The sequence below is a fragment of the Euzebya pacifica genome (assembly GCF_003344865.1).
Classification (GTDB): domain Bacteria; phylum Actinomycetota; class Nitriliruptoria; order Euzebyales; family Euzebyaceae; genus Euzebya; species Euzebya pacifica.
The window spans coordinates 2,691,567-2,707,257 of the sequence record NZ_CP031165.1 but is presented as its reverse complement, the minus strand read 5'-3'; the positions used below and the strand labels follow the sequence as shown (position 1 = coordinate 2,707,257).

The following is a 15,691-nucleotide window of genomic DNA, read 5'->3' as shown; positions in this document are numbered from 1 at the left end:
CGCTCGGGTCGCGGTCCCGAATGGGTTCGGTCAGGTCTGCAGGCCGCGTGCGGCGAAGCGACCGTCCTGGTGCCGCACCTCGAGTGGATGGTCAAACGCACGGGACAGCGCCGCGGAGGTGAGGACCTCCTCGATCGGCCCGGCCTCGACGATCGTCCCGTCCGCGACGAGGGCGACGTGGGTGAACCCACGAGGGATCTCCTCCACGTGATGGGTGACGAGCGCGACCGCACGAACCGCCGGGTCAGCGGCGATGTCCTCGAGCAGGCCCAGCAGCTGTTCCCGGCCGGCGATGTCCAGCCCAGCGGTCGGCTCGTCGAGGAGCAGCAGCTCGGGCCCGGTCAGGGTCGCCCTGGCGATCTGCACCCGGCGGCGTTCGCCCTCGCTCAGCAGGGCGAGCCGGCGATCGGCGATCGCGGCCAGTCCGACGCGGGCCAGTGACGCATCGACAGCCGCCCACCGCTCCTCGTCGTGGGTCGATCCGAACCGCACCAGCTTGGCGTCGAATCCGCTGGCGACGGCCTCACGCACGGACATGCGCTGGTCCATGAGGCGTTCGAGCGACGACGCGGTGTAGCCGAGCCGCAGGCGCAGGTCCTGCACCAGCGTCCGACCCAGGGTCTCACCCAGCACCCTGATGGTGCCGGTCGAGGCGTGGTCGTAGGTCGCGGCGACCTTGAGGATGCTGGACTTGCCGGCCCCGTTCGGGCCGAGCAGCACCCACCGCTCACCGTCCTCGACGCGCCAGTCGACGTCGTGCAGCACGACCTGCCGCTGGCGGGTCATGCCGACGGCCTGGAGCTCGATCGCGGTGTCCATGTCGATCCCCGGTGCGGCTCCGGTCCTAGCCCACCACGAAGTTGACGAGGCGGCCCGGGACGACGATCTCCTTGCGGATCACCTTGCCGTCCAGCTGTGCGGCCACCTCGGCCCTGGCGGCGGCCAGGACCGTGTCCTTGTCGGCGCCGTTGGGAACCTCGACGGTGCCGCGCAGCTTGCCCTGGACCTGCACGGCGATGGTGATGGTGTCCTCCACCAGGGCCGACTCGTCCCACTCGGGCCACGGCTCGTTGGCGAGCGACTCGTCGTGGCCCATCAGTGACCACAGCTCTTCGGCCAGGTGCGGGGCGTAGGGCGAGAGGATCAGCGCGAACGCCTCCATGTCGGCCTTCGCCATCGGCTTGCCGCTGCAGGTGTTGACCAGCTCCATCATCTTGGCGATGGGGGTGTTGACCTTCAGCTCCTCGATGCCCGTCGTCGCCTCCTTGATGGCGGTGTGCAGGGCCTTGCGGGCCTCGCGGGGGGTCTCCTCGGGCATCGGACGCAGCTGACCGGCGGTCTCGGCGTCGGAGGTGTCGACGAACAGCCGCCAGGTGCGCGACAGGAAGCGGTGGATGCCCTCGCAGCCGGAGGTGTTCCAGACCTTCGTCTGGTCCAGCGGCCCCATGAACATCTCGTACAGCCGCAGGGTGTCGGCACCGAACCGCTCGATGATCTCCAGCGGGTCCACGGAGTTGTTCAGGCTCTTGCCCATCTTCCCCGACTTCTGCTCCACGGGGGTGTCGGTGCCGGTGACGAACCAGTCGGTCCGGACCTCCTCCTGGGTGTGGGCGCTCGTCATGGTGACCGTCTGGCCGGGCCGCTGCTCGACGTCGTCGGGGTGGACGTACTTGCCGGTCGTCCGCCGATAGCTGTTGGCCAGGATCATCCCCTGGTTGGCCAACCGGGTGAACGGCTCACGGGTCGGCACCAGGCCGATGTCGAACAGGACCTTGTGCCAGAAGCGGGCGTACAGCAGGTGCAGGACGGCATGCTCGACCCCACCGATGTAGAGGTCGACGTCGCCCCAGTAGCGAACGTTCTCCTGGCTGAACGGCAGCTCGGTGTTGTCGGCATCGGTGTAGCGCAGGTAGTACCAGCACGACCCCGCCCACTGCGGCATCGTGTTGGTCTCGCGCATCGCCGGACGGCCGTCGGGAGCGGTGGTGTACAGCCAGTCGGTCGCACGGGCCAGCGGCGGCTCGCCGGTGGCGGTCGGCTTGTACTCGTCGACGTGCGGCAGCTCGACGGGCAGGTCCTCCACGGGGACCGGGACGATCTCGCCGGTCGGGTTCCCCTCGTCGTCGAGGATGTGGAGGATCGGGAACGGCTCGCCCCAGTAGCGCTGACGGCTGAACAGCCAGTCACGCAGCTTGAAGTTGACCTTCCGCTCGCCCTTCCCCTCTGCCTCGAGCCAGTCGATCAGGGCGGCCTTGCAGTCCTCCAGCGCCATGCCGTCGAACTCGCCGGAGTTGATCACCGTCTCACCGGCGCTGGCGACGTAGGCCTCGGCCTGGATGTCGTGGCCGTCGGGCAGCGTGTAGGTCGGGACGATCGGCAGGTCGAACTTGCGCGCGAAGGCGTGGTCGCGCTCGTCGTGAGCGGGCACGGCCATGATGGCGCCAGTGCCGTAGCTGGACAGGACGTAGTCGGCGACCCAGATCGGCACGGCCTCGCCGTTGACCGGGTTGGTGGCCCGAGCGCCGGTGTCGACACCCGTCTTGTCCTTGGCGTCGCCCATCTGCCGGTCCAGCTCGGAACGGGAGATGGCCTTCTCCACGTACGCCTCGACCTCGGCGCGCTGCGCGTCGGTGGTGATCCTCGCCACCAGCGGGTGCTCGGGCGCCAGGACGCAGTAGGTGGCCCCGAACAGCGTGTCGGGACGGGTGGTATAGACGACGAAGTCCTCGTCGGTCCCATCGATGACGAAGGTGACCTCCGCGCCCTCGGACCGACCGATCCACTGGCGCTGCATCTCCAGGACGCCTTCGGGCCAGTCCAGCTCCTGCCCGTCGGGCAGCGGCTGGTCGAGGTCGTCCAGCAGCTCCTGGGCGTACTCGGTGATCCGCAGCATCCACTGCTTCATGTTCCGCCGGACGACCGGGTCACCGGTCTCGACGTACCGGTTGTCCACGACCTCCTCGTTGGACAGCACGGTGCCCTGTGCCTCGCACCACCACACCGGCACCTCGTCGAGGTAGGCCAGCCCCTTCTCGTAGAGCTTCAGGAAGATGTACTGCGTCCAGCGGTAGTAGTCGGCGTGGGAGGAGACGACCTCCCGCGACCAGTCGTAGGCGAACCCGAGGCGACGCAGCTGGGTGCGGAAGTACTCGATGCGCTCGTCGGTGATGACGGCCGGGTGGATGCCGTCGCGCTGGGCGGCACGCTCGGCGGGCAGGCCGAAGCTGTCGAAGCCCATGGGGTTGAGGACGCTGAAGCCCTTCATCCGCTTGTAGCGGGCGACGAGGTCGACGGCGGTGTAGCTCTCGGGGTGGCCGACGTGCAGCCCAGACCCCGAGGGGTACGGGAACATGCCGAGGGCGTAGAACTTCTCGCGGGAGGGGTCCTCGACCGCCTTGAAGGTCTCGTGCTCGGCCCAGTACGCCTGCCACCGGGGCTCGATGGTGGCGGGGTCGTAGGCGTGGCTGCGCGGGGCGCCGTTGGTGTCGCTGCTCATCGTGCCCGAGGGTACGCGGCGAGTCACCCGACGGGCGAGGTGGCCGGGCGGCCCGACCGGCCGCGCACCACCGTCGACGCCGGTCGGGACGCCGACTAGGGTCGCGGCTGTCTCGACCGAGGAGGAACCCGACCGTGTCCGACCCCGACCGCATCGTCGCCCCGTACGGCACCTGGCCGTCCCCGCTGTCCGCTGCCGACCTGGCAGCGGCGTCCGTCGGCTACAACGACCTCGTCGTGGACGGTGCCGACGTCCTGTGGCTGCAGAGCGACCCGACCGACGGCGGGCGCGTCGCCGTCGTCCGTGCGGGGGCGGACGGTCCCGAGGTCCTCTCCCCCGTCGGGTTCAACGCCCGCACGAGGGTCGGCGAGTACGGCGGCGGGGCGCTCGGCGCCGGCCACGGCGTGGTGCTGGCCTGCAGCTGGGACGACCAGCGCGTCCACCGCATCGTCGACGGGGCCGCGACCCCGGTGACCCCCGAACCGTCGACCGCTGCGGGTATCCGCTGGGCCCAGATGACGGTCCTCCCGGGTGGCGAGGGGTTCGTGGCGATCCGCGAGACGCACGGTCCCGACCGGCCCCGGGGCAACGTCAACGTCCACGGGACGGAGGAGGCGGTCAACGAGATCGTGCACGTCGACCTCGCGTCGGGCGAGTGCACCGTCCTGGTCACCGGCCCGGACTTCGTCGGCGGGCCGTTCGTCGACGCCGACGGCACGCGGATGGCCTGGCTGCAGTGGGACCACCCGGACATGCCGTGGGACAGCGCGGCCCTGTGGGTCGCGGACCTGCGCCTCGGCGAGTCGCCCTCCCTCGGCGAGGCTCGACACGTCGCCGGTGGGGACGGCAGCGCCGTGGCTGATGCGCTGTGGGACGGCGATCGGCTGCTGTTCAGTGACGACCCGGACGGCTGGTGGAACGTCTTCGCCTGGGCCAACGGGAGCACGCAGCGCCTGCAGGACGAAGCGGTCGACAGCGGGGCACCTCGCTGGGTGCACGGCATCGGCCAGCTTGCCGTCGTCGACGGTGCGGTCCACGTCCAGACGCTGTCCGACGGCTACGCCCATGCCCGACGACTCGACGGCGCGGGCGGCGGGGTCGCCCTGGAGATCGACGGGGTCGGTCTCGTCGGCTCGTTGGCGACCGTGGGGTCGGACCTGGCGATGATCGCTGGCGGCCCCGCCTTGCCGACCGGTGTCCTGCGGGTCGATCCGACCACGGGACGGGCCACCCGCCTGAGCGCCACTCGCGAGGACGCGGCCGCCGAGATCGGCGCCGTGCCCGAGCACATGACCTTCCCGACCGCCGACGATGCCGTGGCCCACGGGCTGTACTACCCGCCGACCAGCGTCACCCATGTCGGTCCCGACGACGAACGACCGCCGCTGGTGGTGCTGACCCACGGCGGGCCGACCAGCGCCGCACGGACGACCGTCAACGGCACCGCGCAGTACTGGACCTCACGCGGCTTCGCGGTGGTCGACGTCAACTACCGCGGCTCGGTCGGCTACGGCCGGGCCTACCGGGATGCGCTGCGCGGCAGCTGGGGCATCCACGACGTTGCCGACACCATCGCCGCAACCCGCCACCTGGTCGCGCAGGGACTCGCCGACCCGGACCGCCTGATCATCGAGGGCGGCAGCGCGGGTGGCTACACGACGCTGCTGGCCCTGTGCACCACCGACACGTTCGCCGCCGGCGGCAGCCTCTTCGGCGTGGCCGACCTGCGTGCCCTCGCCACCGACACCCACAAGTTCGAGTCGCGCTACCTCGACTCCATGGTCGGTCCCTGGCCCGAGGACGAGCAGGTGTACGTCGACCGCTCCCCCATCACCCACGTCGAGTCCCTGTCCACCCCGATGATCGTGCTGCAGGGCGACGAGGACGCAGTCGTCCCCCCGGCGCAGGCCGAGCTGATCGTCGCCGCGCTGCGGCGACGGGGCATCCCCCACGCCTACATCCTGTTCGAGGGCGAGCAGCACGGCTTCCGCAAGGCCGCCAACATCACCCGTTCCCTCGAGGCGCGGTTGGCCTTCTACGGGCACGTCCTGGGGTTCGACCCGGCCGACGACATCGACCTGCCGGAGTTCCAGTCGGGGCCGAATGGCTGACAGCGCCCTGGCTGGGCGTCGACCGGACGACACGAATCGTGCCGGAACCCACCCATGGGTGGTCAGGGCCCCGATCGCGCCGCCGACCACCCGGCCCGACTACCCGGTCCCGGCCCGAATCGTGCCTGAACCCACCCATGGGTGGTCAGGGCCCCGATCGCGTCGGAATTCACCGTCAGCCGGCCGGCCCGACCATCACGCCGGCCGGTCGAGCCGCTGGGATTCCGGTCGGCGTCGTTCGGCGGTCCTCAGCGGACGCCGGTGATGTCGACGCCGTCGATGCGGCCGTCGCGGGTGAAGGCCACGGTCACCGCGGTCGTCCCGATGGTGGCGACGACGATCTCGTCGAGGCCGGTGGTCGACAGGCCGGCATCACGGCACAACGCGACCGTGGCGACCCGGTGGTCCATCGGCGCCATGGCCACCCCTGTGGTCAGCGCCTGGACGAACTCCTGTGCCTGGACCGGCGGCAGCGGCACGTCGCCCAGCAGGGCGTACATGGCGCCCTCGAAGTAGGGGAAGCGGTACATCGCCGACGCCTGGGTCCAGCCGCGGGCGATGGCAGCCAGCAGGAACGGATCGACGTCCAGCACCGACCAGACCGCCTCCGACAGCTCGTCCACGCCGTTGGCCACGCCGTAGTCGCGCAGCGCGGTGACACCGCTCACGAGGCCGCGATCGAACGACCCCTCCTGGGCGGCCCAGGCCCACGTGAACGTGTCGGCCACCTCGTCGGTCGCGCCGACGAGCTGGGCGGCGAACTGCATCTCGGACCCGAAGCGCGCCAGGCCGGCCTCGAGGTCGAGCTCGCCGACCTCGTCACCCACGAGGCGAGCCAGCCGCTGCTGCCGCAGCAGGGTGGCCGGCACGTGTTCGGCGGCCAGGTCGAGGATCAGGGGCAGGTCGGCCATCGGCTCACCACCCCGCCTGGAGGGGCTTGCCCTCGGTGAAGCCCGCCAGGGACTGCAACCCGATGACGGCACGGTCGGCGAAGTCCGCCAGCGACCGGGCACCGGCGTAGGTGGCCGCGCTGCGGACTCCTGCGGTGATGTGGTCGAGCAGGTCCTCGACCCCGGGGCGGTCGGGGTCCAGGTACATCCGACCCGAGGAGATCCCCTCCTCGAACATGGCCTTGCGGGCCCGTTCGAACGCGTCGTCGTCGCGTGTGCGACGCGACACCGCCCGTGCCGAGGCCATGCCGAACGACAGCTTGTACGCACGGTCCTCGGCATCCACGATCAGGTCGCCCGGCGACTCGTGGGTCCCGGCGAACCACGACCCGATCATCACCTGCGACGCGCCGGCGGCCAGGGCCAGCGCCACGTCACGGGGATGGCGGATCCCGCCGTCGGCCCACACGTGGCCACCAGCCTCACGCGCCGCAGCCGCGCAGTCGAGGACCGCAGAGAGCTGGGGTCGGCCCACCGCAGTCATCATCCGGGTCGTGCACATCGCACCGGGTCCGACGCCGACCTTGACCACGTCGGCACCGGCGGCGATGAGGTCCCGGGTGCCCTCGGCGGTGACGACGTTGCCGGCCACGACGGGCACCTGCGGGTCCAGCCCCCGCACGGCCTGCAGCGCCTGCAGCATCCGGGCCTGGTGCCCGTGGGCGGTGTCGACGACCAGGGTGTCGATCCCGGCCTCCAGCAGCTGCTTGGCCTTCGTCGCGACGTCGCCGTTGATCCCGACCGCCGCGGCGATCGCCAACCGGCCGTCGGCGTCCAGGGCCGGCCGGTACAGGTGCGAGCGGAGCGCGCCCTCGCGAGTGACCAGTCCCACGACCCGGCCGTCGTCGTCGACGACGGGCGCCAGCCGACGATGGGCGGCGTGCAGCGTGTCGAAGTAGGCCCTGGGCGTCCGGCCGGCCGGCAGGGTCAGCAGCTCCGTCGACATCACCTCGCCCACCTGGGTGAACCGGTCGACGGTGTGCAGGTCCGCCTCGGTGACCACCCCGACGGGCTGGTCGTCGGCCAGGACCACGGCGGCACCGTGCGACCGCTTGTGCAGCAGGTTCTGGGCCTCGCCAACGGTGTCGGTCTCGACCAGGGTGATCGGGGTCTCGTACAGGGCGTGGGCGGACTTCACGCCGGCAACCACGTCGGCGACGATATCCACGGGGATGTCCTGGGGGATGACGGCCATCGCCCCTCGCCGAGCCAGCGTCTCGGCCATGCGTCGGCCGGACACCGCCGTCATGTTGGCGGCCACGATCGGGATGGTCGACGGGGTGCCGTCGCCGGGGGCGAGGTCGACGTCGAAGCGGGACTCCACGTCGGAGGAGCCCGGGACGAGGAAGACGTCGTCGTAGGTCAGGTCGTTGGGCGGCACGTGGCCGTCGAGGAATCGCACCCGGCCACCGTAGACGGCGGCGCACGGCCAGACGAGGGGCTGCCCGCTCCGCAGGTCCTCAGCGCGCCAGCGTCGTGGCGACCGGGTCGACCACGGCCCGGTCCTCCTGCAGCGCACGGATCATCAGGGCGATCCGCCAGGTCACCCCGATGACCAGCGCAATCGCCGCCAGTGTTCCCACCATGGACAGGGGACCGTCGAGTGCGTCCAGCCGATCGGGCAGGCCGACCGACTCGACAAGCCTGACCAACGCCACCCCGACGGCGCCGGTGAGGCTGATCCGGTTGGCCCGGCCGATCATCAGGTCACGCCGTCGGGCCTCGGGGAGCTGCGGGTCGGCGATGCGGCGCAGGACGACCCCTGCATGTCCGGGCGGGCCGACGAGGATCCGGTCGCCTGCCGGGGCCGACCGGACGGCAACCCTCGCCCCGGCCTGTGCCCAGCGGGCCATCGGACCGAAGCCGAACCGTTGTCCCTGCCACCACGACGGCGGGTTTGGGTACCGCTCGGCGACGACGACCCGAGGTCGTGCGTTGTCCAGCGGGCCGGGCAACCACGGCCGCAGGGGCCTGACCCGTGCGGTGCCGGTCGGGAGCTCACCCGCGGGCAGGGTCGTGAGGGTGAGGGTCCACTCCAGTCCGGCCCCTGCCGACAGCCCGCGCAGCGACCACCAGTAGCGCGACGCCCCGTAGCCGACGATCGCGCCGATCGCGCCGACCAGCTGCCCGAGGGGGTCACGCAGCCCGCCGTTGCCACCGGCGACGAGGATCGCCCCGACGAGCAGGAGACCCGCTCCCGTCCCCAACATCCGTTGCACCCGCCGCCGGCTGTACCGCAGCACCGACCGTGCTGCCGTGCCGTCTGCCCTGCTGTCCACCGAGCGTCGCTCCTGCCTGTCGGGGTGCCATCCTGCCCCACGAGCGGCCACCGTTGTTGCTGCACCGACGAGTCCGTTGGGTACCGTCTGTCCGTGACCGAACCCGCCGAATCCGATCAGCCGGCGATCCAGGTCGAGGGGCTCACCCGTTCCTTCGGGGAGACCGTCGCGCTGGATGGCGTCGACCTCGTGGTCCGTCCAGGTGGTGTCGTGGGGCTGCTGGGCCCCAACGGCGCCGGCAAGACGACCCTCGTCCGCATCCTCGCGACGTTGCTGCGCCCGACCTCCGGCACGGTCCGGGTGTTCGGCCACGACGTGGTCGCCGAACCCCACGAGGTGCGCAACCGGATCTCCCTCACCGGTCAGTACGCCGCCGTCGACGGCCTGCTGACCGGACGCGAGAACCTGGTGATGTTCGCCGACCTGTTGGGCCTCTCGGGCCGGTCGGCCCGGGTGCGGGCCGACGAGCTGCTGACGAGGTTCGACCTGGTCGAGGCCGCCGACCGTCGCGCGTCGACCTACTCCGGGGGCATGCGTCGCCGGCTGGACCTGGCGTCCAGCCTCATCGTGCCGCCGAGCCTGCTGTTCCTGGACGAGCCGACGACTGGGCTGGACCCACGGACGCGCAACCAGATGTGGGACGTCATCACCGAGCTGGTGTCGGCGGGTACCACGCTGCTGTTGACCACCCAGTACCTGGAGGAGGCCGACCAGCTGGCCGACCGCATCCTGGTGATCGACCACGGGCGGATCATCGCCGACGGCACGGGCGACGAGCTGAAGGCCGCCGCCGGCGGGGTCACCGTCGAGATCCTCCTCGCCGACCCCCACCGGGTCGATGCGGCGTGTGCGGCGCTGACCCGTGCCGGTCTGGCCGCCCGCGGGGTCCACGCGGCCCACGCCGACCTCGAGGTTCCCACGGAGCTCGGCCACGGGCTCGAGACCGTCCAGCGCGTCGCCGGGGCGCTGGAGGCCGCGGGTGTGGCCGTCAACGACCTCGGGCTGCGCCGGGCATCCCTCGACGAGGTGTTCCTGCAGCTGACGGAACGACCTGCCGCCGCACCGACCCCCGAACCCGCCACGGCCGACGCTCCTGCCCTGAACGACGAGGCGACCCGATGACCTCCACGCTGCTCGACGCGACCTCGCTGGAACGCCGTCGTCCGCGCAACGGCCTCGTCAAGGCGCTGCAGGACGGCTGGACGATCGGCAAGCGCAACCTCAAGCACTTCACCCGCCTGCCCCGCCTGCTGGTGTTCTCCACCATCCAGCCCGTCATGTTCGTGCTGCTCTTCGGCTACGTCTTCGACGGGGCCGTCCGCGGGTCCCTCCCGGAGGGGTTCGACACCTACCTCGCGTTCGTGCTGCCCGGCATCTTCGTGCAGTCCACGATCTTCCGGATGACCCAGACCGCGGTCGGCCTGGCCGAGGACCTCGAGCGTGGGGTCGTCGACCGGTTCAGGTCGTTGCCCATGTCGCGTTCCGGAGTGCTGATCGGGCGGACCATCGCCGACCTGGTGCGCTCGCTGGCGGTGATCGTGCTCATGGCGGTCTTCGGCATGCTGGTGGGCTTCCGGTTCACGAGCCCCATCGGGGCGTTGGGGGCGCTGCTGGTGGTCGCGGTGTTCGGCTACGCCCTGTCGTGGGTGTTCGGCTGGGTGGCGCTGATGGTGCCCGGCGGTGAGTCGGCCCAGGCCGCAGCGTTCGTCACCGCGTTCCCGTTGTCGTTCATCTCCAGCGTCTTCGTGCCTCCGGACTCCGTCACCGTGGAGTGGTTGGCGTTCATCGCGCGCAACTCACCGGTCAGCGCGACGGCCGATGCGGCTCGGGGCATGGCGGTCAGCGGCCCGGTCCTGCAGCCGCTGCTGCTGGCCCTCGGCTGGAGCATCGCGTTGCTGTGCGTCTTCGTCCCGCTCAGCGTCGCGCGGTTCCGACGCCTGGAGTAGCCCCGCCCGGGGCTGGTCCGACCCTCGACCGGTCAGATGCGGACGTAGGTGGGGACGGCCGCTGAAGCGAACTCCTCCACCTCGATCTCCACGATCAACCCATCGGCAACGGTGTAACGGTCGCGACCGTGGACGACGGTGCCGTCCGCGGTGACACGTCGCCAGTGCCCGACGGCGGTGGTGTCGCTCGTGACGCCGGAGCGGACGATCGACATCGTCTCGTCGTCCCCACGACGGGCCCAGACGGCCTGCAGCAGCTCGGCGATGCCGTTGCCCCCGCTGACGGTCAGGCGTTCGCCGTCGATCACCTCGACGTAGGTGGCGTCGTTGTGGAGCAGGCGGGTCAGCTCCCGCAGCTCGAACGGCCCGCGACGGCGCGCCTGCAGGAACCTGCGGACGACCGCACCGACTTCGAGTGTCTCGCTCATGACGCTGAGTATAGAACGCAGGTTGCCCTGAGTCCACGATCTCAACACAGAGGGTGACGATACGTCGGACGCACCGTAGGCCCCGCTCAGGTCTCGTAGGGCTCGGCGGGTTGCGGGACGCGCACGAGGGACTCGGCGGTCAGCAGCGGTGGGTCGGTCGTGAGCTCGCCGACGACGTGCCCGTCCCGGTTCTCCCACTGGCCGGTCACCTGCACCCACGTGTCGACGGGCGGAGCGGGTTGGTCGCTGCGGACGTGCACGTCGATGGCGGTGCCGTCAGCGGCGCAGCACGAGAGGGCGAACCGAGTCAGGACGAAGCCGTCCGGAAGGACGCCGGACACGAACCCGGTCAGCTGGACGTCGGCGCCGGCGAGCGACAGGTCGGGGTCGTACAGCGCGCGGCCGGCGTACTCGCCGAGGGACAGCGGCACCACCCCGTCGACCGCCTCGGGCAGGGGCGGCCAGACGGCCGAGCGTTGCTGGACCACACCCGACTGACGGTTGGCCGCGAACGCGCCGAGGGGTGGTGGCGCGACGAGCAGCACCGCGAACAACGGCGCGGCGAGCATCCAAGCGATCCGCGGCGCCGAGGAGTGGTTGTGCCCGTGGCCGTGGTCGGACGCCTCGTCGTGGTCGTGGGGGTCGTCGAGCGCGCGGATGGCGCGGGCCAGCACCAGGGCGCCGAGCACCCCGATGACGACACCGGATGCGACCAGCAACGGCACGTAGGACGGCTTGATGTAGTCCAGCGCCGAACCCGACAGGCCGAGTCGCACGGCAACGCCGGCGACGGCCAGCAGGAGGGCACCTTGTGCACGTTCGTCCATCAGCCCTGCCTCATCAACGGTGAGTGCGTCATCGGACCACGATTCCCTCTGTCCAGGTGATGTTGCCGGTGATCGCACCGGCGGCGAGGCCCACGACAACGGCCGACCCCAGCGCCACCACGAACGCCAACGGGGCGAAGCGTGCGGTGAACCGACGGCCGAACACCCCGGCCTGCAGGGCAACCAGCTTGACGTCGACGGCGGGGCCGACGACGAGGAACGCCAGCCGTGCGGTGGTGGAGAACTGGCTGAGGCCGACGGCGACGAAGGCGTCCGCCTCGCTGCAGATGGCCAGCACCACCGCGAGGGTGGCGAGGGCGAGGATCGCGACGACCTCGTTGCCGGCCAGCACGTCCAGCACGGTGCGGGGCACGGCCACCTGCAGGGTCGCGGCCGTCATCCCGCCGAGGACCAGCCACCCGCCGGCGTGGAGGAAGTCGTGGGCAGCCACCGTGGTGAACATCGACCACGGGGTGCTGGCGTCCTCGCCGCCCGTCGCCGTGCGGAGCAGGTCGTCGTCACCGAACCTGGCCCAGATCCAGCCGACGAGCACCGCAGCCATCAGCGACGCGACGAAGCGGGCGATGACGATGTCGGGACGGCCGGGGAATGCCACGGCGGTCGCGGCAAGCACCACAGGGTTGATCGCCGGGGCGGCCAGCATGAACGCGAAGGCCGCCGCCGGAGAGGCGCCCCGCTGGGCGAGTCGGCCCGCGATCGGCACCGATCCGCACTCGCATCCGGGCAGCGCCGCACCGGCGAGCCCGGCCATGGGGGACGCCGAACAGGGGGTTGGTCGGCATCAACCGCACGAGGGTCGAGGCCGGCACGAACGCCGCGATCGCCCCCGACACGAGGACACCGAGGACGAGGAACGGCAGCGCCTGGATCACGATCGACACGAAGATCGTGGACCACGTCTGCAGGGCCGGATCGTCGAAGAGGCCCGCCATCGTCGGCCGCAGCAGCACCGCGGCGACCAGGCCGACCGCCAGGAGCTCCAGCGACGGGAATCGTCGTCCGCCGAGGGACGGCCCGTCCGGATTCTTCGTTCGTCGGACCCCTGCGATGTCCGTCGTGTCGGTGCTCACCGCCGAGATCGTACTGTAGACCGGCGGTCTCCCAACAAGTCGATCAGCCCTCGTTGTGGACGGCGTCCCGCATGGCAGTCACGAGCTGCCGGCCGATGACCGGCCAGGCCCACCGGCTGCGTGCGTGCTCGACCGCGGCGGCCCCCATGGTCCTCCGACGGAATTCGTCGGCCAGCAGGTCGACGACCGCGGCGAGGACGTCCTCGTCGTCGTCACCGTCGACGACGAGGCCGGTGACACCGTGCTGGACGGTCTCTGGCGCGCCGCCGGAGTCCCCGACGATCACCGGTACCCCGGACGCCTGGGCCTCGAGGAACACCAGTCCGAGGCCCTCCACGTCCATGCCGGCCAGTCGCGTGCGGCAGGGCATGGCGAACACGTCTCCGGTCCGGTAGTACGCGGGGAGCTCCGACCATGGCACCTCACCGGTGAAGGTGATCTCGTGCTCGAGGCCGGCGGCGGCAACCGCGTCCTCGAGGGAGTCACCGATGGGACCGGTGCCCACGAGCAGCAGTCGCGCATCGGGCACCGCCTGCTGCACTCGCGGCCAGATCCGGACGAGCGTGTCCTGGCCCTTGCGCGGCACGAGGCGGCTGATGCACACCACGGTCGGTGCATCGCCGAGGCCGTGGCGCTCCCGCATGGTCGGACCGTCCGGGGTGAAGACCGCCGTGTCGACGCCACCCGGAAGCCGGTGCAGCCTCGTCAGGGGGGCCAGCAGCGGCTCCAGCCGTTCGGCGGTGTAGTCGCTCAGCAGCGTCATGACGGTGTTGCGACGTCCCAGCCGGCGCATGAAGGGTGCGAACCCGACGCGACACATCCCGGCCTCCCGGCCATGGGTGATGGCCACGGTGGGCGCATCGAGGCGGCCGGCCATCTCCGCCAGCGGCCAGGCCGAGCCGAACACGACCACATCCGCACGGTGTTCGGCGATGGCGGCGTTGACGGTCCTGATGACCCCCGGGGTGGGCAGCAGGGGTCGACGGCTGATGCGGTCGACCCGGTAGGGCAGGGCCGCGTCGTGGGCCGTGTCGCCCTCCCACGGCGAGGCCAGCACCATCACCCCCTCGGGATCGAGGGTTGCCACGACGTTGGCGACGAACTGCTCGATCCCACCCGAGCGGGGCGGGAAGTCGTTGGTCACCCACAGGCTGCGCGGCGCCGGTGACTGGTCAGCGGGCTGGGACGACGAGGTGGAGGCCATGGGCAATGGAGCATGAGGGGTCAGCGATGACGGGTGGTACGTCGACCGGACAGGGGTTCGGGGTCACTGCCCCAGTCCACGGCCGATTCGTTCGGCCACCGGTGGGTGGGAGAACCACAGCGAGACGGCCCAGTCGGGTGGGTCCGGGTCCGACAGGTTGCGCTGGGCCAGTCCGACCATCATCGCCACGAAGGTGTCCGGGTCACCCGTGAGCTCCAGGGCCGTGGCGTCGGCGGCGGACTCGGCGCGGCGGGAGGACCATCGCTCGACCGGGGCGCTGGCCACCGCCAGGACAAGGCCGACACCGACGATCGCGACCGTCATCTCGGGGCGGACGTGCCCGTCGTGGTCGCGCAGCCGACGCCCGAAGAGCACCTGGACGGCGGCCACGGCCACGACCGATCCGCCGAGGATGGCGGCGGCCGTCCGTTCGAGGTCGCGGTTGGCATCGTGGGCCAGCTCGTGGGCCACGATGGCCAGCACCTGATCGTGGGGTGCATCGGCCAGGAGGGTGTCGTACAGCACGATCCGCCGGGTGCCGCCGAGCCCGGAGACGTAGGCGTTGGACGCGGTCGTCCGACGGGACGCGTCAGCGACGAGCACCCGGTCGGGGGCCTCCCCGAGCGCAAGGTCGGCCAGCCGGTCGATGTCGGCACGCAGCTCGGGATCCTCCAGCGGACGGAACGACAGCAGCAGCGGCTCGAAGAGCAGGGGGCTGAGCAGGACCAGCGCCACCCCGGCCACGCCGAGGGAAAGGCCGGCAACCGGCACCCAGTCCCTCGGCCGGCGCTCGACCAGCCACGCCACCAGCGTCACGACGGCCACGACACCCAGCCAGTAGGGGCCGTGCACGACGGCCCAGTCACGCAGCCACTCCCCCGTCGACTGGGTGACCAGGCCCACGTCGACGGCACGCTGCACCGCGATCCACTGCAGCGGCAGCCTGACCAGGTCCGAGACGACCCAGACCACACCGCCGAGCAGCCCAGCGACGAGGGGGCGGAGCTGTCGTCGACCGGCCGCGGCCAGCCGGTCGCTGCGCGGCCGCAACCGGCCTGCGACCCGCCGGCGGACAGCAGGCAACAGCACGACCAGGCCGACGGCCACGCGCAGCAGGAGGCTCGTGATCGCGAGCGGTCGCAGGCCCGCCCGATAGGCGTCGGCCTCTGCAAGGACCGCTGGTGGCACGCCCGCGGCGACGAGGTCGGCGCGTCCCACGGCATCGGCCAGCGGACGGACGACCTCGCCCAGCACGGCGCCGAGCACGGCGAGACCGGCGAGGGCCCACCAGAGCACCGACAGCCGGGACCCGGCCCGAGCTGTGGACACGGTCGCGTCGTCGGACGTCACGAGGCCGTC

13 protein-coding genes and 1 pseudogene are annotated in these 15,691 nt (G+C 71.5%); 3 read left to right on the top strand and 11 right to left on the bottom strand.

The genetic code is table 11. From position 1 onward, the window contains the following. Positions 1-30: 30 nt before the first annotated feature. Entirely contained in the window at positions 31-819 is a 789-nt protein-coding gene (locus DVS28_RS11465; protein WP_114591568.1) for an ABC transporter ATP-binding protein, read from the bottom strand. Positions 820-844: 25 nt separating this feature from the next. After that, a complete protein-coding gene (gene leuS, locus DVS28_RS11460) occupies positions 845-3,496 on the bottom strand; it encodes a leucine--tRNA ligase (protein ID WP_114591567.1) in 2,652 nt (883 codons plus the stop codon). A gap of 134 nt (positions 3,497-3,630) precedes the next feature. Between leuS and DVS28_RS11455 the strand changes: the two genes are divergently transcribed. Further along, positions 3,631-5,607 carry a S9 family peptidase gene (locus tag DVS28_RS11455; RefSeq protein WP_216826565.1) on the top strand — a complete coding sequence of 659 codons (1,977 nt, stop codon included), beginning with the start codon at positions 3,631-3,633 and terminating at the stop codon, positions 5,605-5,607. A 248-nt stretch (positions 5,608-5,855) separates the two neighbouring features. On the opposite strand, the gene DVS28_RS11450 is transcribed toward DVS28_RS11455, so the two are convergent. The 3 genes from DVS28_RS11450 to DVS28_RS29200 are packed head-to-tail and all read right to left on the bottom strand — an operon-like array spanning position 5,856 to position 8,836. Beyond that, positions 5,856-6,518 carry a DUF6882 domain-containing protein gene (locus tag DVS28_RS11450; RefSeq protein WP_114591566.1) on the bottom strand — a complete coding sequence of 221 codons (663 nt, stop codon included), beginning with the start codon at positions 6,516-6,518 and terminating at the stop codon, positions 5,856-5,858. A gap of 4 nt (positions 6,519-6,522) precedes the next feature. After that, the gene (locus DVS28_RS11445; RefSeq protein WP_114591565.1) at positions 6,523-7,959 is read right to left on the bottom strand and encodes a GuaB1 family IMP dehydrogenase-related protein; all 1,437 of its coding nucleotides are present in this window, start codon (positions 7,957-7,959) and stop codon (positions 6,523-6,525) included. Between the two features lie 58 nt (positions 7,960-8,017). After that, a complete protein-coding gene (locus DVS28_RS29200; protein WP_216826564.1) occupies positions 8,018-8,836 on the bottom strand; it encodes a hypothetical protein in 819 nt (272 codons plus the stop codon). A gap of 93 nt (positions 8,837-8,929) precedes the next feature. Between DVS28_RS29200 and DVS28_RS29195 the strand changes: the two genes are divergently transcribed. Both DVS28_RS29195 and DVS28_RS11430 read left to right on the top strand, forming a co-directional pair. Next, positions 8,930-9,958, top strand: a complete 1,029-nt coding sequence (locus DVS28_RS29195) for an ATP-binding cassette domain-containing protein (protein ID WP_216826563.1) — start codon at positions 8,930-8,932, stop codon at positions 9,956-9,958. Next, positions 9,955-10,782, top strand: a complete 828-nt coding sequence (locus DVS28_RS11430; protein WP_114591562.1) for an ABC transporter permease — start codon at positions 9,955-9,957, stop codon at positions 10,780-10,782. Before DVS28_RS29195 ends, DVS28_RS11430 begins: the two co-directional genes overlap by 4 nt. Positions 10,783-10,814: 32 nt before the next feature. Here the strand turns inward: DVS28_RS11430 and DVS28_RS11425 are convergent, their stop codons facing one another. The 6 genes and pseudogenes from DVS28_RS11425 to DVS28_RS11405 all read right to left on the bottom strand — a co-directional run bounded on the left by DVS28_RS11425 (position 10,815) and on the right by DVS28_RS11405 (position 15,682). Next, the gene (locus DVS28_RS11425) at positions 10,815-11,210 is read right to left on the bottom strand and encodes a nuclear transport factor 2 family protein (RefSeq protein WP_114591561.1); all 396 of its coding nucleotides are present in this window, start codon (positions 11,208-11,210) and stop codon (positions 10,815-10,817) included. Between the two features lie 86 nt (positions 11,211-11,296). After that, complete coding sequence (locus DVS28_RS11420; protein WP_114591560.1) at positions 11,297-12,037, bottom strand: TIGR03943 family putative permease subunit; 741 nt, start codon at positions 12,035-12,037, stop codon at positions 11,297-11,299. 28 nt (positions 12,038-12,065) lie between these two features. Further along, positions 12,066-12,809, bottom strand: a complete 744-nt coding sequence (locus DVS28_RS29190) for a permease (RefSeq protein ID WP_245973600.1) — start codon at positions 12,807-12,809, stop codon at positions 12,066-12,068. A 73-nt stretch (positions 12,810-12,882) separates the two neighbouring features. After that, positions 12,883-12,990: pseudogene (locus tag DVS28_RS30150) on the bottom strand (permease); the annotation flags it as partial. Positions 12,991-13,171: 181 nt separating this feature from the next. Then, positions 13,172-14,332 carry a glycosyltransferase family 4 protein gene (locus tag DVS28_RS11410; RefSeq protein ID WP_114591559.1) on the bottom strand — a complete coding sequence of 387 codons (1,161 nt, stop codon included), beginning with the start codon at positions 14,330-14,332 and terminating at the stop codon, positions 13,172-13,174. A gap of 63 nt (positions 14,333-14,395) precedes the next feature. Beyond that, on the bottom strand, positions 14,396-15,682 hold the full coding sequence (locus DVS28_RS11405; protein ID WP_114591558.1) for a M48 family metalloprotease: 1,287 nt from the start codon (positions 15,680-15,682) through the stop codon (positions 14,396-14,398). Positions 15,683-15,691: the final 9 nt, after the last annotated feature.